Source organism: Hyphomicrobium sp. ghe19, assembly GCF_902712875.1.
Lineage (GTDB): Bacteria > Pseudomonadota > Alphaproteobacteria > Rhizobiales > Hyphomicrobiaceae > Hyphomicrobium_B.
Genome location: NZ_LR743509.1, coordinates 1,722,811 through 1,745,000 on the forward strand (window position 1 = coordinate 1,722,811; position 22,190 = coordinate 1,745,000).

Annotated in this window: 18 protein-coding genes; 12 read left to right on the forward strand and 6 right to left on the reverse strand. The window is 60.1% G+C overall.

Annotated elements, in window-relative coordinates:
• Nucleotides 1–74 precede the first annotated feature (74 nt).
• The 6 genes from eno to AACL53_RS08225 all read left to right on the forward strand — a co-directional run bounded on the left by eno (nucleotide 75) and on the right by AACL53_RS08225 (nucleotide 7,696).
• The gene (gene eno / locus AACL53_RS08200) at nucleotides 75–1,361 is read left to right on the forward strand and encodes a phosphopyruvate hydratase (protein WP_339084003.1); all 1,287 of its coding nucleotides are present in this window, start codon (nucleotides 75–77) and stop codon (nucleotides 1,359–1,361) included.
• A gap of 544 nt (nucleotides 1,362–1,905) precedes the next feature.
• Entirely contained in the window at nucleotides 1,906–2,205 is a 300-nt protein-coding gene (locus tag AACL53_RS08205; RefSeq protein ID WP_339084004.1) for a hypothetical protein, read from the forward strand.
• Nucleotides 2,206–2,299: 94 nt separating this feature from the next.
• Nucleotides 2,300–2,812, forward strand: a complete 513-nt coding sequence (locus tag AACL53_RS08210; RefSeq protein ID WP_339084005.1) for a hypothetical protein — start codon at nucleotides 2,300–2,302, stop codon at nucleotides 2,810–2,812.
• Between the two features lie 162 nt (nucleotides 2,813–2,974).
• Nucleotides 2,975–5,314, forward strand: a complete 2,340-nt coding sequence (locus AACL53_RS08215; protein WP_339084007.1) for an exopolysaccharide transport family protein — start codon at nucleotides 2,975–2,977, stop codon at nucleotides 5,312–5,314.
• The gene (locus AACL53_RS08220; RefSeq protein ID WP_339084008.1) at nucleotides 5,304–6,341 is read left to right on the forward strand and encodes a glycoside hydrolase family 5 protein; all 1,038 of its coding nucleotides are present in this window, start codon (nucleotides 5,304–5,306) and stop codon (nucleotides 6,339–6,341) included. Before AACL53_RS08215 ends, AACL53_RS08220 begins: the two co-directional genes overlap by 11 nt.
• A gap of 17 nt (nucleotides 6,342–6,358) precedes the next feature.
• Nucleotides 6,359–7,696, forward strand: coding sequence for an O-antigen ligase (locus AACL53_RS08225; RefSeq protein ID WP_339084009.1), 1,338 nt, complete (start codon nucleotides 6,359–6,361; stop codon nucleotides 7,694–7,696).
• A gap of 8 nt (nucleotides 7,697–7,704) precedes the next feature.
• On the opposite strand, the gene AACL53_RS08230 is transcribed toward AACL53_RS08225, so the two are convergent.
• Together AACL53_RS08230 and AACL53_RS08235 are read right to left on the reverse strand one after the other, a co-directional pair.
• Complete coding sequence (locus tag AACL53_RS08230; RefSeq protein ID WP_339084010.1) at nucleotides 7,705–8,517, reverse strand: polysaccharide deacetylase family protein; 813 nt, start codon at nucleotides 8,515–8,517, stop codon at nucleotides 7,705–7,707.
• Between the two features lie 3 nt (nucleotides 8,518–8,520).
• The gene (locus AACL53_RS08235; protein WP_339084011.1) at nucleotides 8,521–9,732 is read right to left on the reverse strand and encodes a glycosyltransferase; all 1,212 of its coding nucleotides are present in this window, start codon (nucleotides 9,730–9,732) and stop codon (nucleotides 8,521–8,523) included.
• Nucleotides 9,733–9,856: 124 nt separating this feature from the next.
• On the opposite strand from AACL53_RS08235, the gene AACL53_RS08240 reads away from it, so the two are divergent.
• Complete coding sequence (locus AACL53_RS08240) at nucleotides 9,857–11,290, forward strand: lipopolysaccharide biosynthesis protein (protein WP_339084012.1); 1,434 nt, start codon at nucleotides 9,857–9,859, stop codon at nucleotides 11,288–11,290.
• A 13-nt stretch (nucleotides 11,291–11,303) separates the two neighbouring features.
• Here AACL53_RS08240 and AACL53_RS08245 read toward each other — a convergent pair whose 3' ends face one another.
• Nucleotides 11,304–12,500: a glycosyltransferase gene (locus AACL53_RS08245; protein WP_339084013.1), complete on the reverse strand. Its 1,197-nt coding sequence runs from the start codon at nucleotides 12,498–12,500 to the stop codon at nucleotides 11,304–11,306.
• A gap of 362 nt (nucleotides 12,501–12,862) precedes the next feature.
• Here AACL53_RS08245 and AACL53_RS08250 point away from each other — a divergent pair, with 362 nt between their 5' ends.
• Nucleotides 12,863–14,074: an NAD(P)/FAD-dependent oxidoreductase gene (locus tag AACL53_RS08250; protein WP_339084014.1), complete on the forward strand. Its 1,212-nt coding sequence runs from the start codon at nucleotides 12,863–12,865 to the stop codon at nucleotides 14,072–14,074.
• A 30-nt stretch (nucleotides 14,075–14,104) separates the two neighbouring features.
• Here the strand turns inward: AACL53_RS08250 and AACL53_RS08255 are convergent, their stop codons facing one another.
• Together AACL53_RS08255 and AACL53_RS08260 are read right to left on the reverse strand one after the other, a co-directional pair.
• Complete coding sequence (locus AACL53_RS08255; RefSeq protein WP_339084015.1) at nucleotides 14,105–15,244, reverse strand: GNAT family N-acetyltransferase; 1,140 nt, start codon at nucleotides 15,242–15,244, stop codon at nucleotides 14,105–14,107.
• A 172-nt stretch (nucleotides 15,245–15,416) separates the two neighbouring features.
• On the reverse strand, nucleotides 15,417–15,830 hold the full coding sequence (locus tag AACL53_RS08260; RefSeq protein ID WP_339084016.1) for a hypothetical protein: 414 nt from the start codon (nucleotides 15,828–15,830) through the stop codon (nucleotides 15,417–15,419).
• A 485-nt stretch (nucleotides 15,831–16,315) separates the two neighbouring features.
• Between AACL53_RS08260 and AACL53_RS08265 the strand changes: the two genes are divergently transcribed.
• From AACL53_RS08265 to AACL53_RS08280, 4 genes are all read left to right on the forward strand, one after another.
• On the forward strand, nucleotides 16,316–17,308 hold the full coding sequence (locus AACL53_RS08265) for a VacJ family lipoprotein (RefSeq protein ID WP_339084017.1): 993 nt from the start codon (nucleotides 16,316–16,318) through the stop codon (nucleotides 17,306–17,308).
• Nucleotides 17,309–17,524: 216 nt separating this feature from the next.
• Nucleotides 17,525–18,763, forward strand: a complete 1,239-nt coding sequence (locus AACL53_RS08270) for a RimK family alpha-L-glutamate ligase (RefSeq protein WP_339084018.1) — start codon at nucleotides 17,525–17,527, stop codon at nucleotides 18,761–18,763.
• Nucleotides 18,764–18,788: 25 nt separating this feature from the next.
• Nucleotides 18,789–20,327, forward strand: a complete 1,539-nt coding sequence (locus AACL53_RS08275; RefSeq protein ID WP_339084019.1) for a hypothetical protein — start codon at nucleotides 18,789–18,791, stop codon at nucleotides 20,325–20,327.
• Nucleotides 20,324–21,778: an aminotransferase class V-fold PLP-dependent enzyme gene (locus AACL53_RS08280; protein ID WP_339084020.1), complete on the forward strand. Its 1,455-nt coding sequence runs from the start codon at nucleotides 20,324–20,326 to the stop codon at nucleotides 21,776–21,778. Before AACL53_RS08275 ends, AACL53_RS08280 begins: the two co-directional genes overlap by 4 nt.
• Nucleotides 21,779–21,781: 3 nt before the next feature.
• Here the strand turns inward: AACL53_RS08280 and AACL53_RS08285 are convergent, their stop codons facing one another.
• The gene (locus AACL53_RS08285) at nucleotides 21,782–22,093 is read right to left on the reverse strand and encodes a hypothetical protein (protein ID WP_339084021.1); all 312 of its coding nucleotides are present in this window, start codon (nucleotides 22,091–22,093) and stop codon (nucleotides 21,782–21,784) included.
• Nucleotides 22,094–22,190: the final 97 nt, after the last annotated feature.

The window sequence follows — 22,190 nt, forward strand, 5'->3', positions numbered from 1 at the left end:
TAGGGTTTAATAACCGGGCGCGAAACTCCCGAAAACGCCCCTTCCCGACACAAGATCCAACACCAGGAACGCACATGACCGCTATCGTCGACATCATCGGCCGCGAAATCCTCGACAGCAGAGGCAATCCGACGGTCGAAGTAGATGTGCTTCTCGAAGACGGATCAGAGGGACGCGCGGCCGTACCGTCGGGTGCGTCGACCGGGGCTCATGAAGCGATCGAGCTCAGGGACGGGGACAACGGGCGCTACCAGGGCAAGGGCGTCTGGAAAGCAGTCGATGCCGTCAATGGCGAGATCTTCGATGCGCTTTCGGGCATGGATGCCGAAGAGCAGCGTGGGATCGACGCGGCGTTGCTTCAGCTCGATGGAACGGACAACAAGAGCCGCCTTGGCGCCAATGCCATTCTCGGCGTCTCACTTGCCGTCGCGAAGGCAGCCGCGCGTTCGAACGATCTTCCACTCTATCGCTATATCGGCGGCGTCAACGCGCACATTCTTCCCGTGCCGATGATGAACATCATCAACGGCGGAGCTCACGCCGACAATCCGATCGACATTCAAGAATTCATGATCATGCCCGTTGCGGCCGAGTCATGCGCGGACGCCATCCGCATTGGCGCTGAAATCTTCCACACCTTGAAGAAGAACCTCAAGGACGCTGGCCATAATACTTCGGTCGGAGACGAGGGTGGCTTCGCACCGAACCTGAAGAGCGCCGACGAAGCTCTCACCTTCATCATGAAATCGATCGAGAAGGCCGGTTACAAGCCGGGCGACGACGTGATGCTGGCGCTCGATTGCGCCTCGACCGAATATTATAAGAACGGGAAGTATCAGCTCGCCGGCGAAGGCAAGTCGCTCGACAGCGCCAGCAACGCCAAATATCTCGAAGATCTCGTGAACCGTTTTCCGATCATCTCGATCGAGGACGGTATGGCCGAGGACGATTGGGCCGGATGGAAAATCTTGACCGACCTCATCGGCAAGCGCGTTCAGCTGGTTGGCGACGATCTCTTCGTGACGAATACGGAGCGCCTCGCCGAAGGTATCGAGAAAGGCATCGCGAACTCGATCCTCGTGAAGGTCAACCAGATCGGCTCATTGTCGGAGACGCTGGACGCTGTGAGCATGGCGCAGCGCGCTGGGTACTCCGCAGTCATGTCGCATCGTTCGGGCGAAACGGAAGACTCGACGATCGCCGATCTCGCGGTCGCGACGAACTGCGGTCAGATCAAGACTGGATCGTTGTCGCGCTCTGACCGTTTGGCGAAATACAACCAGCTCATCCGGATCGAAGAAGAACTCGGCGCCGTCGCAGTTTATGCGGGCCGGTCGATCCTGAAGCGCACGTCGCGATAGCGGAGCCCTAATGAGGTGGCAGCTCGTTGTGCGAGCTGTCGCTCTCAAGCCCGTTAATATGGCTTTTTATTGCTTTTCCTCGCGGTAATGTGACGCCGGAACGCTACTACGTTCCGCGCGTTTCGTTCCCATGAGTGTGAACGTGATGCGTCAAACGAGACCAGTTTCTTTCCGCGGGGCGAGTCACGCGCGGAGGATCAATGATTTCCGCCGCCGTGCTTGGGTACAGCGCCGAGCGTCCGGGCAAAACGTCGAGCCGCCGCGGCCAACGGGCGAGTATATTCCCGGCGAATTTCCTGAGCCGCCGAAATCCAAAGCGTGGGCCTTGCTTCGCCGCGGCGTCGGTCTGGCGTCGGATCTGGTTGTACTCATTCTTGCTGCGCCGTTTTTTGCCGGTTGGTTCCTCTATCGCCTCGTCCGGCGCGTGCTGCGCGGCGAAGACTGATTTCCTGAATGTGATTGGGGCTCGTGTCGCAGCAGCGGAACACGATGCGGACGGATTCGTTTCACCTTGGCAACGAAGAAACCAAAGGATGGAAACCCCATGAAGAAATTCATTGCGGCATGCGCGTTCGCAGCGCTGTTCGGTGCTGCGCCGGCAATCGCAGCTGATACGTCCACGGATAACCAGCCGAGCTCGCCGCAGAGTTCGGGGCCCGGCGTCAAGGGTGACCCGGGCGGGAAAAATGGTCCCGCGATGGACGCGAACGGCAACACTTCTAACAGCGGCGCCGGCACTGGCGAACAGGGCATGTCACCTTCCCAGGACGCGACTGGTGTGAAGGGTGCGCAGGACAGCACTAACGGCCCGTCCAATAAGAAGCCCGGCGATACGTCTAAGTAAAAGCGACTTGAAGGCCCCGGATTCCGGGGCCTTTTTTCATAGGTTAAAACGGTCGGCGGGGCCCCGTGCTCTTTTGAAGAAAGGATTTCCGGGAATGCGCGTTGATATGGCATTGGCCGCGACGCTGCTCATCGCGAGCGTGACGGTTTCATGGGCTCAGGCGGCAACGGCTCAGTCAGCGGATCAATCGCTCCCCGAGAGCATGCGAATTCAGCAAAGCGTGACGCAACAGAATGCGCGCGACGCGGAGCGCGCACTTCAACAAAATTCCCGCACGTCGACTGAGGCTCCCGGAAGTTTCGGCGCACCGGTGGAAACAAAGCGTATCGATCCGGCTGCTCCCAACTCGCAACGTCTTCAGATCGATGATGGCGTGAGCGGAGCGATCCGGAAAAATCCGGACGCGAGCGGGCAGGCCTCCGGCTCGTCCGGAAGCTCCTACAATATGATCCTGCGTGGTGCTCCATCGAATAACGGCGTGAGCACGGGGACATCCGGCGCCGGGCTTCCGGCGCCAGGATCATCGGCTGCCGGGTCTGCGCGCACCGGGGCTGCATCGGGCTCGGGCAGCAGTTCGTCGGGCGGGTCGCACGGTGGCAGCCGCTAGCTGGCTTTCATACGGAGACCCCGTGGTCTTGGGGTCAATTCGTTAATCGATATTAATCATGTCAGCCGCTGGCATGTCGTTTGCTCGTTATCGGCGGTCCCCCCGGCTCGATAGGGCCGGGGTGGGTCGCTTTTTCATGACGAGATGCGGGCGGAGATAGACGTGTTTTTGGATAAACCTCATGCCGAGGCCGTTCAGGATCGGCTCGCCGCGCCGTCGACGAAGCGCGGGATCGATGCCGCAGACATTTTCGCAGCACTTTGGCGGCGTAAGCTTTTCCTGCTGATTTGCGGGCTTTTAGGCGCCGGTTTTGCCGTGACGCTTTCAAAGTTCGTTCCGCACCGGTACGTCGCCACGGCCGAGCTTCTCGTTGATCCGCGGGACCTTCGCCTCCTCGATAAGGAGGTCATGCCACGAGCCGGCGAGTCCGATTCCGGCATCACGGTTGTCGAGAGCCAGGTTCAGGTGCTGTCGTCGAACAGTGTTCTAAAACGAGCCATCAAGGCCTTGGCTCTTCAAAATGACCCGGAGTTCAATGGCACCCAAGGCAACGTTTTGACGACCGCATTGCCCGGGCTCGCCGGGTATTTGAGTTCCGAGCCGAAGGGCGATCGAGAAACTGCGGCCCTGCAGACGTTGCTGCAGCGGATCGGCGTCAAGAGACCGGAGCGGACGTTTGTCATCGAGCTGTCAGTCAGCTCAAACGATCCGAGTAAGTCGGCGCGCATAGCCGACGCCATCATCGCCGCCTATCTCGAGGATCAGGCGCAATATCGTTCGTCCAGCAATGAGGGTGCTGCAGAGGCTCTGGATTCGGGCCTCATGGCGATGAAGGAACAGGTCAACGCCGCGGAAGAAAAAATTGCTGCCTACAAGGCGGCGAACGACCTTGGCCTCGCAAGCGGCAAACTCGTCGTCGAACAGCAGCTGACCGATGCGAACAATCAGTTGGCTCTGGCACGGGCCGCGACGGACCGCATCAAAGCGCAGATCGATGATATTCAAACATCGCGCGCGACGCCCGAGTCGATACCGGAGATCATGGCTTCGCAGACGTTGATCAATTTGAAAAAGCAGCTCGCGACAGTTTCGGCAGAGCGTGCCCGGTTTGCCGCGCAATTGATGCCGAAACATCCCGTGATGGTGACGATGGCTCAACAGGAGCGCGCCGTCAGGTCCGAAATGGACCGCGAGATCCTTCGCGTCCTCGGGAGCATCCGCCATGACTACGAACGAGCCAAGGCCAATGAGCAATCGTTGGCGGATACTGTTCAACGTCTCAAAGGCGAAATGAACGAGGCGGCGAAGGCACAAATCGAGTTGCGCGAATTGGAGCGCAATTTCGAGGTTACGCAGAGCCTTTATCAGCAGTCGGTCGCGCGATCGCGCGAGACGCGCGAGCAGTCGCGGCTCAACACGACGAACGTGCGCATCATCTCGTCAGCGATGCCGCTTCCGGCGCGCGTGTTTCCGCCTCGCGGTGTCGTCCTGGCGATCCTCGGCTTCCTGATCGGGCAGACATTGGCGGCCGCGGCCATCTTGCTTCCTTTGGTGCGAGGCCTTTTCGAGGCGCCCAACACCGCAGGTGCGCCGGGAGCCAGCAGCGACAGCACGTTGCGGTCAGCACGCGAGCGGGATAAGGAAGCTTCGCTAAATACAACGCAAAACGCTCAAACCGTGAGCAAGGTCGAGGTGGCCGTTGACGCCAGTGCCGACGAAATCTCCAGAGGGGCCGTGAGGGCGCCTACACTCGTCAGAGCGAGCAACGGCGTTTCCAAAGACAATGACGTGGCTCCGCTGTCGCCTCGCCGGTTGGTCAGCGACATGCGCGCCGCTTCGCGTGCGGCGCAGACGGTGTGGCTACGCGACGGCACTTCGGCAATGGCATCGCTCGCGCGCATTGCTGCGGTCTCGCCGGATACGGCGTTCGCCGATCACATCCGGACGCTCCACGCTTACCTCGGCGGCCGAGCGAGTTCCGATGCGGTGCGGACGGTTTGGTTCGTCTCCAATCATGGCGTGCCGATAAAGCCTGTCATCGCGCTTGCCTTCGCGCACGCGTGTGTCGCGGAAGGCCAAAAAGTTTTAATCGTTGACGGTGACGTGCGGACACCCGGACTTACCCGCTTGCTGGTCGCCGATGGCGCGTTGAGCGCAAGCACAGCTCAGGCGGCGAGAGGGAAGATCAGCAAGACCCGAGATTCGAACCTCGATCTCCTCATCGTCGACAACCCAGATGCTTCTTCGATCCTCGCGTCGCTGGATGAAGCTAAGCGATCCTACGATGTGGTCATCATCGATGCGAGGGCCGATGCCTTGTCGCGGGATCTCGATGCCGCGAACCAAGTACTTTTCGTTTCATCCAATCGGCCCAACGACACCGTCGCGTTCGACACCGGCGTTGATGGCCTGACGAAGGATATGCCGCGTCTCTGCGGCGCGATCCTCACGGCAAAGGGGCTCGCAAGCCCTACTGCGGCGGTCGCTGCGCATGCCGTCTGAGCTTAGCCGCCGCAGGTTCATCGCCGGGGTGGCCGCTGCTGGCGCTTTTCCGGCATCGAAGTTGGCGCGCGCGGGTGATCAATCGAGGTTCGACGTCGCGGGCAATCAGCTCCGTTTCGGCGGCCGTCCCATTCGTTTGCTGGGTGTCGGCGTCGGTGACCCGGTGTACGTGCGCGGCGAACGACCCATTGGCGATTATGAAGTGCTTGCCCGCGATTGGCGCTCGACCGCCGTGCGGATCAGCGTTCATCCCGGACATTGGCGTCACGACCGACAGCATACACTCGCAGTGCTCGAGCGCGATGTGACCGCTGCACGAGCCGCTGGACTTTTCGTTATTATCGATTGGCATGTGATCGGCTTTCCCGGGCGGTACGCGGAGCCGGTCGATCCCAGTTGGGGTCTGCCGCTTGACGCATTCGCTTCCGATGATGTGCTGGCTCTGGATTTTTGGCGGCGAGTGTCTGCGCGTTTCGGCAAAGATCCTGGTGTTCTTTTCGAACTCTGGAATGAACCGGTTTACGACGGCAAGTTGTGGCGAAGCACCGGTGAACATTGGCCGGTTCTCAAAGCGCTGTGGGTGCGCCTGATCAACGAAATCAGATCGCGATCCGACGCGATCCTCATCGTTGCGGGCGGGCGGTGGGCCCACGATCTCAAGGGCGTTGCGAAGGACCTGATCGATGACGAGCGGGTCATCTATTCCTGGCATTGCTATCCGAATGAAGACCGCGGCGTCGCTTCACGCTGGCCGGATAGCCTCGACGGTCTTCCGGCCGTCAAACCTGTCGTCGTCACCGAGTGGGGCTTCAGCAGGGACGGGGATGGTGTAATCAGGGGCACGCCGGAAGACTTCGGCATTCCGTTCACGCGCGATATTCTAGAACCCCTTAAGCTGCATTCAATGGCGTGGTGCTTCTCTTCCGGGGCGACCCCGAGGATGCTCGCGCCGGATGGTGTCTCAACGACCGAGTACGGCGCGTTCGTCAAAGACTATCTGGCGCGTTCGTGGCGTCCCGAGACTTGATCCGAGAGCGAACAAAGATGGCATCGATAAAGGGGGAAGTTGGCGCTGCTGCACCGGATGCCAGCGATCTCGTGCGCGTCTTTCGTCCATTCCTTTTGCTCGTCGTGCTGCTTGTCTATTGGATTTCGTTCGAGCCGTTCCATGACCGCTCGGGCGCCGATCTCGCCGGGCCGCTCGAGGGCGGAAATATCGCCAATCAGATTGCCTTCCCGCTGCTGTTCATCGTGTTGGCCGGCTTTACGCTCGCTACGAAGCCGAACCACTTCCGCAACGTCGCGGCGTTTCCGTTTGTTGCGTTCATGGTTTGGCTGCTGATCACGAATATGGTCTCTGGCGATCCTGCGACGGGTTTGAAGCGCGGCCTATTCGAGGTCATCTCGATGACGATTGCGGCGATGGCCGTGGGACTGCCACAGAGCCCGCGTCAGTTCGCAAATCAACTCGCGATCGCGGCTTTCGCCGTGCTCGTTCTTTGCTACGTGGGCGTTGCGTTTCTCCCGTCGCTTTCCATCCACTCGACGGGCGACACCTTGGAGAGGGAACTCGCGGGCAACTGGCGCGGGTTCTTCAGTCACAAGAATGAAGCTGGGGCAATGATGGTCGTCCTCATCTTCTCGGGGTTATTCATCACTGAGGCCGGCAAGACTTGGGCCGGCTGGCTGATCGTCGGCGCGGCGTCTGTGTTCCTGCTGTTCTCGGTGTCGAAGACGTCGATTGCGCTGGTGCCGTTTACGCTCTTCCTAGCGGCGCTGGTCTACCGGGCGCGGAGTGGTTGGTTTCGCGCCGTCCTCGTCCTGCTGCCGCTTGTTTTTCTGAACGTTGCAACGGTCGGATCGAGCTGGCCGGGTCCGATCAGATCACTCGTCGCCCTCGTGCTTCCGGATGCCACCTTCACGGGGCGAACGGATCTTTGGCGCTTCTCTCTCGAGCAGACGGCCGAGCATCCGATTTTCGGCTACGGGCTTACGGGGCCGTGGCGGACGAACGAGCTCATGTACCGTGACAAGCTGCCGGCGGAACCGGAGGATATTTCGGGCTGGGTCGAAGAACTCGGAACGGATTCTCACAACAGCTATCTCGAAGCGGCGCTTCAATTCGGCATTCCCGGTTTGGCTTTGCTGCTGATCGCCGTGATCTATGTTCCGCTGCGGGACTTCGGGGTTGCATCACGATTGTCGAACAATCCGGCTCTCGTGCGCTATTTCCTGAGGCTGTGGATCTACGTCCTCTTCACAGCGTCGCTGGAGACCGTGCTCGTCTCGCGCAACAATCCGGTCTGGTTCATGGCTCTGATGGCGATTGTCGGGATGCATCTGCTTGCGCGTTTCCCCGTCGCCAAAGAGGATCGCCGCTGATCTTCCGGTCAGGCGCGAACGCCGATGCCGTGCAAGGCTTCGTCGACCGACAGGCATGGAATTCCGCGCGCCATTGCTGCCTTCACTGCCATTTCGAGATGAGCGGGGGAGCAGCCGATCCAGCTTGGACTGGGCGTCACGTCGTGGGTATAGAAAATGACCCATGCGTTTGTCGCGATCGCCTGGTCGAGAATTGCGTTGATGGATTGCTCGGTGCTCGTTCGATCATACAGTTCTACTGATCGAAGCATCGCCAGATCGATCAGGCCCGAGTTCAAACCACAGTAGATGCTGCGGCAGCTGCTGAACGTTTTGTCGAGGTCGAACTTCCGCGGGAACGAAACATTCCCGAATGGATAGGCGAAATTTTTGCTCACTGCGTTGCCGCAAATGTCGCGAAGGGCATTGAAGCACTGTTGCGTTTCGCGTGCGAGGGCGGATCGCGTCAAGCTCTGCACTTTGACGTGGTTGTACGTGTGGCAGCCGATTTCGTGGCCTGCGCGGGCGAGCGCCCCGACGTCGCGCTTGTCGATGACGGTCCAATGCTCGTCTCGGTTTCCGCAGATACCGGGCGCGATGTAGTAGGTTCCACGTATGCCATAGCGATCAAGGATCCGCGCACCATTCGTCCGAGCGGAATCCGGTGCATCGTCGAAGGTGAAACTCACGATCGGATGGGTGTTTTTCGCGAAGATCGGCTTCGTCGGCACGATACGCGCGAGATAGCGCGAGGCGCTGGCACAAAGGCCCGTAACGCGCTTCGGTGTTAGTTCGGCGCGACTTCCTTGAACCGGTCTGCCGATCGCGTTGATGCCGTCCATGGTTCACCCGAGTTCCAGATTGGAGATGAGATATGCCGCTGCTTGTCGCGTGGTATGCTGTTCGGCGGCGCGTCTCAGCGCAGCTCTGTCAGTCGGCGTATTGAGAGCAAGCTCGATCGCGGTCGAGAGCGCTTTCGTATCGCCGACCGGCACGAGGCCGCCGAGGCGACCGCCTTCGAGAACTTCCCGAGGTCCATAAGGGCAATCGGTTGAAACGACGGCGGTGCCGCAGGCGAGAGCTTCGATCAGCACGTTGCCGAGCCCTTCGAACTTCGACGAGCTGACGAGCACGTTGGCCTTCAGAAGCCATTCGAATGGATCGTTTGTTGCGCCCGTGAGCGTTACGCGATCTTCGAGTTCAAGGCGCGCGATGATGTCTTCGAGCGTCGGACGCATCGGGCCTTCGCCGACAATGACGAGGCGCGAGGGCACGCGCTTCACGAGATCGGCGAATGCTTCGATCAATGTCAGATGGTCTTTTTCGGGTGACAGGCGGCCAATCGCGACGAGCAAACCTTTTTCGCGCGTTTCGGGGGTTTCTTTTCCGAGTGCCAACCGCGCAGCCGTCGGTGGATCGATGACAGCGTTCGATGTCATGACGCTGATCCGTTCGGCCGGTACGCCGAAATTCAAGATGAGGTCGCGGCGAGCGCCTTCCGTCAAGGTGAGGACGCGATCGGCGCGACTGTAGACGTATCCGGCGGCGCGGAAGGCGAGGCGGTTCTGAAGATACGGGTCGAGGTCTTTCGCAATCGAGGGCGCTGTCACTTCGCGCAGCACGAGGCGCGGGCGTGTTTTCGGCGAGAGCAATCGGGTGGCGGCGAACGCCGCGACGTTGGGGGCGGCTTCAGAACTGAAGAGCACCGTCGGCCGCAACTGGCGGATCGCGTTGCTGAGAGGGATGACTGCCGTTGCGAGGCGCTTCGCGGAGACGTGAACAATGCGGACGCCGTCCGCCACGAACTGCCTCAGCCGGCCTTCGGGAACGAGCGTGAGAATGCTGACCTCGATGCCCGTTTCGAAAAGGCTGTTCGCCAACAAGATGGCGTCGCGCTGAGCGCCTCCGCCGTGGAGTGCACGGATGAAGAATGCGACGTGCGGTCGAGAGGTCACGGCCTCGATCGCATCGGCGTCCGCGGTGTCAGTCGCTTGGCCAACATCGCCTGCGAGGTTGGCATGGAAAGTGGATTTCCGGTTTGTCCCATGAAGCATCATGGGGACGGTCCATGCCAAAAGCGTGCCTGAATCGACAACGATTGGGCGCGGTCCGTCGAAAAAGAAAACGAGACGTGTCCCAAAATCGGGCAGTTGTTCAGTGGTGCAGTAAGGCTTTCCCGTAATGATTTTGCGCCACGCTGTGATCTACATCGGTTCGCGAGTGTTTGCTGCGGCGCTCAACTTGCTTTCGGTCGCCCTCTTTGCGCGTCTTGCAGGGCCCGAGACGTTCGGCGCTTATCTTCTCTACCTCGCTTCGGCGTACATCATTTACGGCTTCGCCATTCAATGGCTCAGGATGTCGTTTTTTGCCGTCTATACGGCGGACCATTCGCTTTCGATCGTCGGCACGTTCATTCGCACGATGTCTGTTTTGGTCGGTTTGGTCGCCGTCATAGGGGGCTTGACCGTTTGGGCGGGCATCTTCAGCCGCGATGCTGTGGCGGGCACCGTCCTGCCGACGGTCGGCCTCGCTGTATTCGAGACGTTCTATGAGATCTCACGTGCGCGCCTGAAGGTGGAACTGGTTGGGGTCGCCGTGCTTCTTCGGGCGCTTTTCGTTCCGGTCGGCGGGGCGGTCGCCTTCGCGTTAACGGGAACCGCGACGGGCCTTGCAGCCGGCGTTGCGCTCGCTAACGTTTTGGCGGCGGCGCCTTTGATCCGCGAGGGTTGGCCGGCGGTTAGAGAGAAGTTCTCCGCCGGTATTGCGCGTCAATATTTGAAGTACGGCTCGCCGCTGATCCTGGCTTTCGGCATCAATGCCGCCGGACAAAGCGGCGATCGATTGCTTCTCGCAAAATTCGACAGCGTCGGGGCGGTCGGTCCGTATGGCGCGGTCAGCGATCTCATTAAGCAAAGCCTCGTCGTGGTATCCGAGGCGGTTGCCGGATCTTACATGCCGCACGCAAAACGCGCCGCGAGCGATGGCGACAGCGCGCGAACGAGGCTCATTTTAACGGAAGCGTTCCGCGCGTATTCGTTCATAACGGCCTTTGGATCGGCCTTTATTCTGTGCTTTGCGCCCGACTTGGTCCACGTGCTTTTCGGCGAGGCTTACGCCGAGGCCGCCGCGTCTCTGGTTCCAATCTTTACGTTGGCGACGGCCCTTTACGTTTTCCGGGCGTTCTACTTCGGGCAGGCGATCTATTTCCTGGAGAGCTCATCGGCCGAACTCTATGCTTCGACTGCGACAGTGGCTGCGGGTGCCGCAACGGCGCTTCTGCTCATTCCATCTCATGGTGCGGCCGGCGCGGCTTTGGCCATGCTCGCGGCGCAGGGAGCGGGTTGTCTCGTTGCGGCACTCGCGGCGCGACGGTGGCAAGCCATGCCGCTTCCCATTCTCGATCTTTTCGGCATTGCTGGCATTGCAGCAGCCGCGGCGTTCCTGGCCGATACCGCTGATCTGCTGCCAGCGGCTCATGTGGTGATATTGGCGCTTAAGCTTGCTGCACTCGGCCTTGGGGCGTGCCTCGTGATCGCGTTGTACGATATCTTCGGTATCGGCGTCTGGACGCGGCAACTCACGCTCCGCAAGCTTGCCGCTATCCGATTGGTCTAAGAGCCGCGCGGCGCTATTTGGCTGCAACGACCAGTTCGTTATAGGCGGCGAGCATCCGGCCGCGCGAATATTTGGCGCGGATTGCCTGAGCGAACTTATCGAGATCGGCGTTTGTTTGCGTTCGCGGGCGTTGGGCTCCGATCGCTGCGGCGAATGCCAGCGTGTCATCGGGGTCGATGAAGCTTACGGGTTCGCTGCCGCCGACGGAGAGGACTTCGCGCAAGACCGGAAGGTCTGCTGCAACAATCGCTACGCCGGCCATCGCTGCTTCCACCGCCGCAAGCCCGAACGTTTCCCATTTGGACGGAAACACGAACACGTCGACGGCGCCGAGAAGATCGCCGAGTGTCTCCCGAGAGACAATTCCCAAGAAGTGGATTCGATCTGCAACTCCAAGCGAGCGTGCCTGTTCGCGTAGGTCGTTCTCGTTCGGTCCGCCGCCCGCAAGGATAAGCCGGGCGCCGGTCACATGGGTCAGAGCGCGAACGATCTGGTGCTGGCCCTTCTGATCGCAAAGTCTGCCGGCGTTCAGAAGCAGCAGGCCGTCGTCCGGAATGGCATGTCGAGGCAAGACTTCGGCGCGGGGGTGACGTGCTTTTGGTGCATCTAGGCCGTGATCGATCCTGCGCAGATTTCTGCGGTAGCGCTGCGGATAATGACGGAAGGCGTGCTCGGTTGCGGCGGAGTTCGCGATGTTGACGCTGTAGAGCCCCGCCGACCCCATGGCTGCATCGAGCAGGCGGACTGCGGGGTGAATTTCTTCCGGCATCGCGGTTTGGTGCACGATACGCCGTTTGCAGCCGACGAGAGCTCCAATGAGGCCGACGATGACAGACGCCGTCGATTGATAGGCGATAAGCGTGTCGGGCCTCGTCCTCGCGATTGTCATGATCGCGCCTGCAATGCCGCGCAGCTTCTGAGCGGTGGTGGCGCTGATGCCGGGGTAAATGAAGCGCGTCTCGACGCGGGCGCCGCCGCTTTGAAGTCCGTCCGAGATCATCTGGGCGAGCGCTTCGACGCCGCCGCCTTCGTTGCTGTGAACGAGTTGCAAGACGGAAATTCTGCTGCCGCTTCGGCCATGTTGTGCGGAGCGCGGCTCAAGCCGTCGAATGTCTTCTTCCGGATGAGCAGTTGCGCCCGCCGTCGCGAGACGCGCGTCGGTTAACAAATTCTTTCGCGATGCCCCAAACTGGAACTTGGTTTGTTGCAACGGTGGTGCTCCCCCTCGGCAGGCCATGCTTTTTGGTTCGTTGGGGCATGCCGTTGCAAACCAGCAGCCAATCGGCATGCGTTGGGGCGGCAACTCTGCGGACTCTGGATCATTCGAGAGCAGGAGATGCGCAGTCGCCACAGGAGAGGCCGTGAATGAGAGTTGGCGCTGTCCTTGCTTAGCGTCACGTGCCTTCGCGACACTACATCGGAGCTTCGTGTAACCCCCGTGTCTCTCCAACCATCATCTCAGTCCTCTCCAGACGCCGGCCGGATTGACCGAATTTCGCAGTATCGCGTTCCGATTTGGAACAGTGTTCAATTTGAAACGGCACTTCCTGTCTCGGGTGACCGCTAGTGCCAATGTTCGACATCGCCGCTGCGCGGGAGCCAGCGGAGGAAGGCGACCATTCCGTCTCCGACGTCACGATCATCGGTGCGGGCGCCGCCGGTTCGATGGCTGCGATCGTTCTGGCGCGGCGAGGAATTTCCGTCACGCTTGTCGACATGCGTGCCAAACATCCTCCGGAATTTCGCTGCGAAAAAATTGTCGACGACCAACTCGAGCTGATCAAGCAACTTCAACTTCTCGACCTCCTGAAGCAGATTTCAACGCGCGTCGACCGGATGCTGGTCGTGCGGCCCGGCAACATTCAGGAGCTGCGTAAAACGACCGAATACGGCTTCAGCTATCAGGACTTCATCAATTCGTTGCGGTCGAACCTTCCCGGACGCGTGCGGTTCATCAACGAGCGGGTTGCAAAGATTCGTAACGGCGAAGAGACACAGATCATCGAACTCGCCAATGGCGAAACGCTTTCGACGCGTCTCGTCGTGCTGGCGACCGGGCTGGCGCAGGGACTACGTCAAAACCTCGGAATGGCGCTCGATACTGTTCATCATCATCACTCGCTCTGCGTCGGCTTTTCGGTGCGACCAGGTGCAGGACAGAAATTCAATTTTCCGGCGCTGACGTATTACAGCGAGCGCCTTGAAAGCAGCATTGCCTACATCACGCTGTTTCCGATGGGCGACGTGATGCGCGCCAATCTCTTCACCTATCACGGCTATCAGGATACGTTTGTCGCCGAGATCAGAAACGATCCGATTTCGGCGCTTTACAGTGCAATGCCTGGGCTCGAGAAATTTCTCGGATCGTTCGAGGTGACCGATGGCGTTCGGATCAGAATGATCGACCTCGATCGTGTGGCGAACCACCGTCAGCACGGCGTTGTTTTGATCGGCGATGCGTTTCAGACGTCATGCCCTGCGACCGGCACGGGATTGACCCGGTGCATGAACGACGTCGCGCGTTTGTCGGAGCACATCGACGATTGGCTTGCGGCGCCCGGCATGAGCCGGAGCAAACTCGCGTCATTCTACGACGATCGCCGGAAGACGTCGGTTGATGATCATGCGACTTATGCAGCCCATTATGCGCGCAAATTCGCGACCGACCGGAGCCTGAGCTGGGATCTGCGGCGCATCAAAACGGTTCTGCGATCTCGCTTCAACATCATGGAAGCTTCTCTCGGGGAGCGATTGAGCCTGCTGTCGGCATTTTTGATCCAATAGCGTCTTGACCGAATAGCTTCTGGCCGAGACTTACGACGCAATGCGCGGGAGCCTATCGGCAATCGAGCGCGCGAGCGCCATCAGTTTGGGCTTCCGCGAAATATAGGCGATGGCTTTTCTGCGAGCGATGAAGGGCGTGCCGCGCAAACTCAGCGGTGTCGTCAATTCCGCCATCGGCACGGGCGAAACGCCGAACTCGTCCTTATACCGGTGCGCGCCCACCGACAGATCAAAGGTACGGCAGCCTTCGGAATGCAGCGCTTCGAGAGCCTGATGTATGATCATCTTGCCCAATCCGAGCGGCCGCCATGAGGGATCTTGCGACTGGCTCATCCGTATGAGCGTGGTGTGATCGTTATTCTTGAGGGCGAAGAATGTCGCGACGATTTCGGCATCAGCCGCGAGTACGAACATCACCGCGTGCCCGGTCACGAGACCACGCAAAAGCTGACGGCGATAGAACTCTTGGTAGACCGGTTCATTGAACACATGCTTGGCGCCGCGGGCGGCCAAGCGCGAGGTTTGTTGTTCCTGGAGCACTTGGAGGGCTTCCACCGCCTCATCGTTGTTCGTGATGCGTCGCAGCCGCCCTCCGTTCTCGTTAGTGAACTTGGTTGCGCGGCGGCGCAGTTCCCGGCGCGCGGATTTACTGAGCGTCGACAGGTATTCGTTCCAATCGTCGCCGAGCGATACGATATGGCCGCTCAGATCACTGCTTCCGATGCCGGAAAGCGTCGTCATGGGGTTGACGTTAGAGCCTAGCGACAATGGCATTTTTTGCAGCGTCAGGACGTCCGCCGGCGGAAGCGCTCGCAGAATGGCCGGCCAAATGTCGTCGGTAAAGCCCCGAAAATCGTAGTCCGAGCGCGCGAGGGGGGCGTTGTAGTCCGTAATCCATAGATCGGCGAATTCGATCCGCCTGATCCCGCTCTGAGAGTGCCGCATGAGCGGGATCATCATGAGGTCACGGCCGGAACTTCGCTCTACAACACAGACGATGACGGGTTCGATGCCGGTGGCCGTGAAGGATTCGTACCAATTTCCGATCCAATGGGCCGTTTGAAAGGGCGATGCAAATGCGTGCCGTTCAAGCGCCTGCCAGCGATCGGAAATGGAACTCCAGGTCGAGGCGATTTCGATGGTGAAATTTGGATTGGTGGCAGCGGTCACGAGTAAATCCGGGGCGAGGGGATACGACACGGCGAACCGCGCCGTCCGAAGGTTGCACAATGGATGCCAGCCCGCTGTCTCGCAGGAAGAATTTATGTCATTCAAAAACTAACGTTCTGCTAGCGGCTCGCTCGAGAGCACCACAATTTGAGCGTCGCCAGGCGCAGGCTCGTCATTTTGACGGCGATACGCTGCTGGTTGCGTGAGCCGGGCTCAACTCGTTGTCGATGTCGATGGATTTGCATCCACCCGCGCGGAGCAATTCATTGACGCGATCGGCGTCGCGGCGCAGTTCCGCCAATTTTGCGACCTTATCGGGATCGAGGTTTTTCTGCCCTTCCAGATGCTGGATCCAGCCGACGAGGTTGTCGGAACCCAGTTCAAGCGAACCCTGCAGCTGCTTTATTTTTGCGATATGCTGCTGGACGAATGCTGTCGGCTCGGCGCAAGGATCGCCGGATGATTGATCCGGAGCTTTGTGGTGCTTCGCCGAACTTTCTGCGGGCAACCCGATGAGGCCGTAAATCAACGCGACGCCCGCAAGGGCGGCTAGGCGAAGACGGTTCGTGGGAGGGTGTGTCGGCATCAAATTCCGCGTCTGAGCATTCGTGGTCGAGCGAGTCGCGTTTCGCAAAAGTAGCGCAGGCGGAATATTTGCGAAATGCGGCGTTCGGCGATGTTTGAAGGGCCGCTATCGATCGCGGCGTATTAGACATGGCAAATAGGACGGGCCGGTGGCGAGCCACCTAGCGCCAGGCGCAGACGAGGTTTGCGAGATTCGCGCAGCGTCTTATGGCGCTCAGCGGCATTTCCGGGCGACGGGGCGAGGCCTATGATTTACATCAGTGATTCTGGCGCTGTTGTGCTCGGACACAACCTTGGGTCGGCGAATTCATACAGTTTCGAAATGCTCAGGCAGACAGCCCGGCTCGTCTGTGGTCCCGGAGCAATCCCGGGATTGAAAAAAGTGGACGCTGTTCGATGCCGGGGGCCGAGCAACTAGATTCCCAGAAATAGTTCCGATAAATTTGCCGGGCTCAGCGGGGGCGTGGGGCAGGGGGAATTCGGAACGTGAAGTTTCGTGCAATCTTCAATTTGACCGGCAGCATGCTGGTCGCCGCGGGATTGTCCGCGTGCGCCGGTTCGGCGCCGTCTTTGCCGTCTGCCCAATATCTCGCATCGCCCGAAAAAGACGAAGAGCCGAAGGCGATTTCGGATCCGAACGAAGCGTTCAACCGCGCCGTCTTCGACAACAATCAGAAATTCAATCACGCCGTTCTCTATCCCGCAGCCAAAGCTTACAACGAGAACGTTCCCCAGGCGGTGCGCGACCGGGTCGAAGCCTTCTCGACGAACCTTTCTGAGCCGATGGTGTTTGCGAACGACATTCTGCAGCTCCGTCCGCAGGCGGCCGCAACCACGTTCGGACGTTTCGCTTTGAATTCGACGCTCGGAATTGGCGGCCTGTTCGACGTTGCGGCGACGCAAGGTCTCGATCGCCAGTCGGGCGATTTCGGCCAGACCATGTATGTCTGGGGGTATCGTGACAGCAGCTACCTGGTGCTGCCGATCGTCGGTCCGACAAACGTCAGAGACGCGATGGGCAGTACTATCGAGTTTGCGGCTCAGTTGGATTCGGGTGCGTTCCTCCCCGCATCGCTTTTGTCGATGAAGAGCGTCGCGGATTTCATTGAAGACGTTCAACCCGTGACAAATGCCGTCGGTGTGGCGGGAACCGTGTCGAGCCCGCTCACCAATCTCAGCAAAGCACAGGATATGGAGACGCTCGAGGACAGTTCGCTCGACTTCTATACGATGCTCAGAAGCGTGACGGATCAGAAGCGTCAGGCGGAACTGCAGGAAGCATTGGATACGAGCGCTCTGACGAGCACGCCGCCCGCGCCGGATCCGAACGCAATCGAGCCTGTGACCGTGCTCGTGTCGTCGCCGACGATGCTGGAAGTGCGGCGAGTCGTCGATGCGTCCAAGACCGCAAGTCCCGCCACCGGCACCATGGTGATCATCGGGCCGCCGGTGCCGGCGGAAGCGCCGGTCGCGCGGTGATCGGAATCACGACACGTCATTTCCATTGATGCATTCACGTTGACGCAATAACGAATCGCGCTTGGCCGTCGACGGTTATTTGCCGCGTCGGGTCGCGCCGTCAGATTGGCACAAGGCCACGCACAGAAATTGGACGCCAGGAATCGAGCTGCTTGCGCGAACGTTTTCGGCGTTCCTGCGCGCGGTCCGACGCGAGCCTCCGTGGCAAGGTGCGATATGTTGAAAAGAGCAATTGCTCAGGTCGACGACGAAAATGAGCAGCCGCTCATCATCGGCAAGGCTCCGCTGGTTCGTCATCTTTATGAAGGACGAGACATTACGCCGATTTGGAACGACCTGTTGGCGCGTGTGACCGCGGACGCGAACGACGCTGCCGCGTTCCTCGACCTTTCAACGATTTTGTACACGTTGGGCCAGCCCGATAAGGCGGTGCTTGCGCAGACAGCGGCGCTCGACATTCGCCGGACTTTTCACATCCGCAATGGGCGAGGGACGGGGCCGAGAATTCTCGTTTTCGTGACTGCTGGTGACTTCATGGCCAACACGCCGATCGAGTTTCTTCTGGAGGCTTCGGACGCGAACGTTTTGCTGCACTATGTCGACGCCGGTACGAAAGATCTTTCGGGCGTGCCCGATCACGATGTGGCGTTCGTCGCTATCGGCGAGTCTCCGGCCAATCGGCCTGTCCTTCAGAGGCTCGAACGGCTCCTGATCGGGTGGGCGATGCCCATCATGAACAATGCGCCGTTGCGGATCGTGGCGCTCACTCGGGATGGTGTCGCGGAGAGCTTCGTCGACGAGCCGTCGATCTTGGCGCCTCCGACAGTCGGCGTCTCGCGCAATACGCTCGAGCAAATAGCGGCGCGTCAATTTCCGCCCGGCGGGATGGATTATCCGATCATCGTGCGGCCTGTCGGAACGCACGCCGGCAAATCCATGGAAAAAATCACGAACGAAGAAGAACTCAGCCGCTACCTCGATGGCCAATCGGAGGCTGAGTATTATATCGCGCCTTTCATCGACTACAGCGGGCCGGACGGCAAATTCCGGAAGCAGCGAATCGCATTCATCGACGGCAAGGCATACGCCAGTCATCTCGCCGTTTCCGATCATTGGATGGTGCACTACCTCAGTGCAGGCATGGCCAAATATGCGGATCGGCGTGCCGAAGAGGCGGCGTGGATGCGCGATTTCGATAGCGATTTCGCGGCTCGCCATGCGGTCGCGTTCGACGCGCTGCATAGACGGTTGGGCTTGGATTATTTCGCGATCGATTGCGCGGAGCTTCCCGATGGCCGCCTCCTGTTGTTTGAAGCCGACGTCGCCATGATCGTTCACTCGATGGATTCAGACGTTACGTTTCCCTACAAAAAGCAGGCGATGAGCAAGCTGTTCGATGCGTTCGAAAATGCGCTGCAACGGCGCATCCAACCCAAAATGATCAGCGCGGCATGAGCGACAATCACTTCCGGAGATTTTGATGGTCGCGACGTTGCGCACTTTTCACAACGGGTTTGCGAACACTGGCTCTGTTTCCGATACGAACGCAGGGCAGCCGCTTTCCTCTGTTTCGCTATTGCTCGGAAGCGGTGGCGACAGACGTATTTGGTCCGATGCCGCGACCGGCCGCAACCGCTACGGGACGCTGACAAAACCTGCGAGCGACGAAATCTCATTCTCGTCGACGACGGCAAGCAACGTATCGGCAGACGGATACGCTGCTGCCGACCGCGCACTGAAGCGTCTCGTCGGCACGGATGCGGTTACTCCAATTCCATACGACGAATGGTTCGACGACGTGCGCGATGGGGTTCGCCGCAGCCTTGCCGTGGCGGACGCCGAGGTGATTCTGGCGGCATCGGGAACGGACGCGGAAATTCTTGCGCTCAGCCTCGTCGCGGGGCTGTCGGCGCGGCCCATCACCAACATCTTCATCGCGCCTGACGAGACCGGAAACGGAATTCCGCTTGCAGCGGCGGGCCGTCATTTTTCAGATCTGACCGCGCTCGGCCGCGCTGTCGATAACGGCGAGCTTCTCGAGGGGCTGTCGGCGGGTCGCATCGAGGTCCGGACGGTTCCGATCCGAAATGAAACGGGCGCGCAACGTACGCGGGAGGCGATTGATTACGCCGTCGCTGAACTCGCCGAACAGGAATTGAGGCGCGGGCACGATGTTCTCGTGCACGTGCTCGATACTTCGAAGACGGGATTGGAAGGCGTATCGAGGGAAGCGGCGCGCCAGCTTGCGGCAGCCGCACCCGGCCGCGTGCGCATTCTCATCGATGCTTGCCAGCTGCGTTGTCCCATCAGTCAGCTGCGGCAGGATCTGAAGGACGGTTTTCTCGTTGCCGTGACGGGTTCAAAGCTCGCTGGAGGTCCGCCTTTTTCTGGCGCTTTGTTGATCCCGGCTGTAATCGCTGACGAACTGGCTCAGTGCCGGAATATTCCGGCCGGTCTCGCAGAATACACAGCGGCGCAGGATTGGCCGGCGTCCCTTCGTCAACGGACCGATTTCGGTTTCAAATCGGAAATGAATATCGGGCTCAGCTTGCGATGGGTGGCGGCGCTCGCGAACCTTGCGCCTTACGCAGCCGTCCATGAAATGTTTCAAGCTCAGATCAAACAGCACTTCGTCGACGCCGTCATCGCTCGTGTAACGGATATCAAGGGCATCGCGCTCCATCCGGACGATGAGGGCGCATATCTGGCGTCGCGTGGCATCGTTCCGCTGACGGTTCTCGGCGGCAGCGGGGGCTTCGCGTCCTTCGATGAAGCGCAGGTCGATCAGGTGGCGCTGAGAAGTGCTGCCGGTGGACCCATTTGCCATATCGGCCAAGCCGTGCGTATCGGCCCCCGTGTAGCGCTTCGCGTTGGAGCGTCGGCGACTGATATTGCCGGTGTCGCCGCTCGTATGGCTTCGGGTCAATCTCTGCAGGACGCGTTCAAGCCCATCGAGGCCGATCTCGATACGGTCTTCGCGAAGTGGTCGGGTATCCGCCGGCATCCCGGAAGCGCATGACCGGCCCGGACGGCGAGACTTGTCCTGCCGGTCGATCGCGCGATCTCGATCCGGCCGACTGGGCAGAATTTCGCCGGCTCGCTCACGCTGCGCTGGACGACGTCATCACGCATGTCCAAACCATCAGAGAGAGTGCCGTCTGGCAGCCGATGCCCGATGAAACGCGCGATCGGTTCGCTCGTTCGTTGCCGGTCAGCCCGCGAGATCTGAGCGACGTTCTCGCGGACGTCCGAACGCAGGTGTTGCCGTTCGCCTCCGGCAATTTGCATCCGCGCTTCATGGGTTGGGCGCAGGGCGCGGGCACACCGGTCGGCATGGTGGCGGACATGGTGGCTGCCGGTTTGAACATGAATTGCGGTGGCCGGGACCACATCGGCATCGAGGTCGAACGTCAGATCGTTCGCTGGATGGCCGAGGCGTTCGGGTATTCGGACGGCGCGAGCGGGTTGCTGCTCACGGGCTCGTCGATGGCGAATTTTCTGGCGGTCACCATCGCCAAGGTCAACGCGATGGGGCCCAAGAGCCGAGAGACGGGTCTCAGAAGCGCGGACGGTCAGCTCGTCGCCTACACGTCGGCCGAGGCTCACAGCTGCATAGCGCAGGCGATGCAACTTTCGGGCATCGGATCGGCGAATTTGCGGAGGATCGAGGTCGATGCCGCGGGGAGGCTTCGGCCTGAAGCTTTGAAGGCTTCAATCACAGTCGATCGGGCTCGGGGATTTTTGCCGTTCCTTGTGGTTGCGACTGCCGGAACTGTGAACACCGGGGCGATCGATCCGCTTGCGGACATTGCTCGGGTCGCATCGGAAGAAAAGCTATGGTTTCACGTCGATGGCGCAATCGGCGCGCTGTCGATTTTCGCGCCGCCGCTTCGGCACGTCTGTGCGGGAATTGAGATGTCGGACTCGGTGGCGCTCGATTTTCATAAGTGGGGTCACGTTCCCTACGAGGCCGGTTTCCTGCTCGTGAAAGACGGCGCGGCGCATAGGCAAGCCTTTGCCGAATCCGCTGCTTATCTCCAACGCGGGGAGAGGGGACTCGCGGCAGGCGAAACTTGGCCGTGCGACCTTGGCCCCGATCTCTCGCGCGGGTTCCGAGCGCTCAAGACGTGGATGACAATCGAAACGTTAGGTACGGCGCGGATTGGCGACGCCATCCTCCACACCTGCGAGCTGGCAAGCTATCTTGCGGAGCAGGTGAGACAGAGCCCGATCTTCGAGCTGAAGCATACGGTCGCTCTCAACATCGTCTGCTTCGGTGTTAAAGGCGGAAGCAGCGAGGTGAACCGCCAACTCGTGATGGATCTTCAGGAAGCCGGGACGGCCGCGCCTTCCTGGACGACGATCGATGGGGAACTCGTGATCCGCTGCGCGATATTCAATCACCGGACGACGCGCGCCGATGTCGATCAGTTTATGGACGCGATTAGCGGCTTGGCGAGCGAAGCTTAGGTACTACCAACGGCGGGGTTGGCGCCCTCTGCGAGCATCCCAGCGGGCGCGCGAATTGACTTCGACCGCGCCATAAGGCCGGCGCCAATTCGGAAACAGGCCAAAGTAGGGAAGCGGATACGGCGACGCGTAGATGAAGCCGTTTGCCTCGTAAAGATTGTTGTAAGGCTGCGAGATGATGACCGGGGGCGGCAAGACCTCTTCAAAGTAGGCGTCGTCCGGCGGCGGGTAGCTGCCACCGAAATCCGCGGCCGACGCGGATGATGCAGTGAGACCCACAGCCGCGAATGCAGCGAGCGCGATAAGCGTTTTCATTGATGAGAAATTGTCCCCGGGAAGCCGATCAATGGAACAGCGCAAACACGACCCAAGCGAGCGTCATCAAGCATATGATGGCGAGGGTCAGGCCGAA

Excerpts from the sequence above, each read along its gene's own strand:
- eno (WP_339084003.1), top strand. The coding sequence starts at position 75 with ATGACCGCTATCGTCGACATCATCGGCCGCGAAATCCTCGACAGCAGA.
- AACL53_RS08205 (WP_339084004.1), top strand. The coding sequence starts at position 1,906 with ATGAAGAAATTCATTGCGGCATGCGCGTTCGCAGCGCTGTTCGGTGCT.
- AACL53_RS08210 (WP_339084005.1), top strand. The coding sequence starts at position 2,300 with ATGCGCGTTGATATGGCATTGGCCGCGACGCTGCTCATCGCGAGCGTG.
- AACL53_RS08220 (WP_339084008.1), top strand. The coding sequence starts at position 5,304 with ATGCCGTCTGAGCTTAGCCGCCGCAGGTTCATCGCCGGGGTGGCCGCT.
- AACL53_RS08225 (WP_339084009.1), top strand. The coding sequence starts at position 6,359 with ATGGCATCGATAAAGGGGGAAGTTGGCGCTGCTGCACCGGATGCCAGC.
- AACL53_RS08230 (WP_339084010.1), bottom strand. The coding sequence starts at position 8,517 with ATGGACGGCATCAACGCGATCGGCAGACCGGTTCAAGGAAGTCGCGCC.
- AACL53_RS08235 (WP_339084011.1), bottom strand. The coding sequence starts at position 9,732 with ATGATGCTTCATGGGACAAACCGGAAATCCACTTTCCATGCCAACCTC.
- AACL53_RS08240 (WP_339084012.1), top strand. The coding sequence starts at position 9,857 with ATGATTTTGCGCCACGCTGTGATCTACATCGGTTCGCGAGTGTTTGCT.
- AACL53_RS08250 (WP_339084014.1), top strand. The coding sequence starts at position 12,863 with ATGTTCGACATCGCCGCTGCGCGGGAGCCAGCGGAGGAAGGCGACCAT.
- AACL53_RS08260 (WP_339084016.1), bottom strand. The coding sequence starts at position 15,830 with ATGCCGACACACCCTCCCACGAACCGTCTTCGCCTAGCCGCCCTTGCG.
- AACL53_RS08270 (WP_339084018.1), top strand. The coding sequence starts at position 17,525 with ATGTTGAAAAGAGCAATTGCTCAGGTCGACGACGAAAATGAGCAGCCG.
- AACL53_RS08275 (WP_339084019.1), top strand. The coding sequence starts at position 18,789 with ATGGTCGCGACGTTGCGCACTTTTCACAACGGGTTTGCGAACACTGGC.
- AACL53_RS08280 (WP_339084020.1), top strand. The coding sequence starts at position 20,324 with ATGACCGGCCCGGACGGCGAGACTTGTCCTGCCGGTCGATCGCGCGAT.
- AACL53_RS08285 (WP_339084021.1), bottom strand. The coding sequence starts at position 22,093 with ATGAAAACGCTTATCGCGCTCGCTGCATTCGCGGCTGTGGGTCTCACT.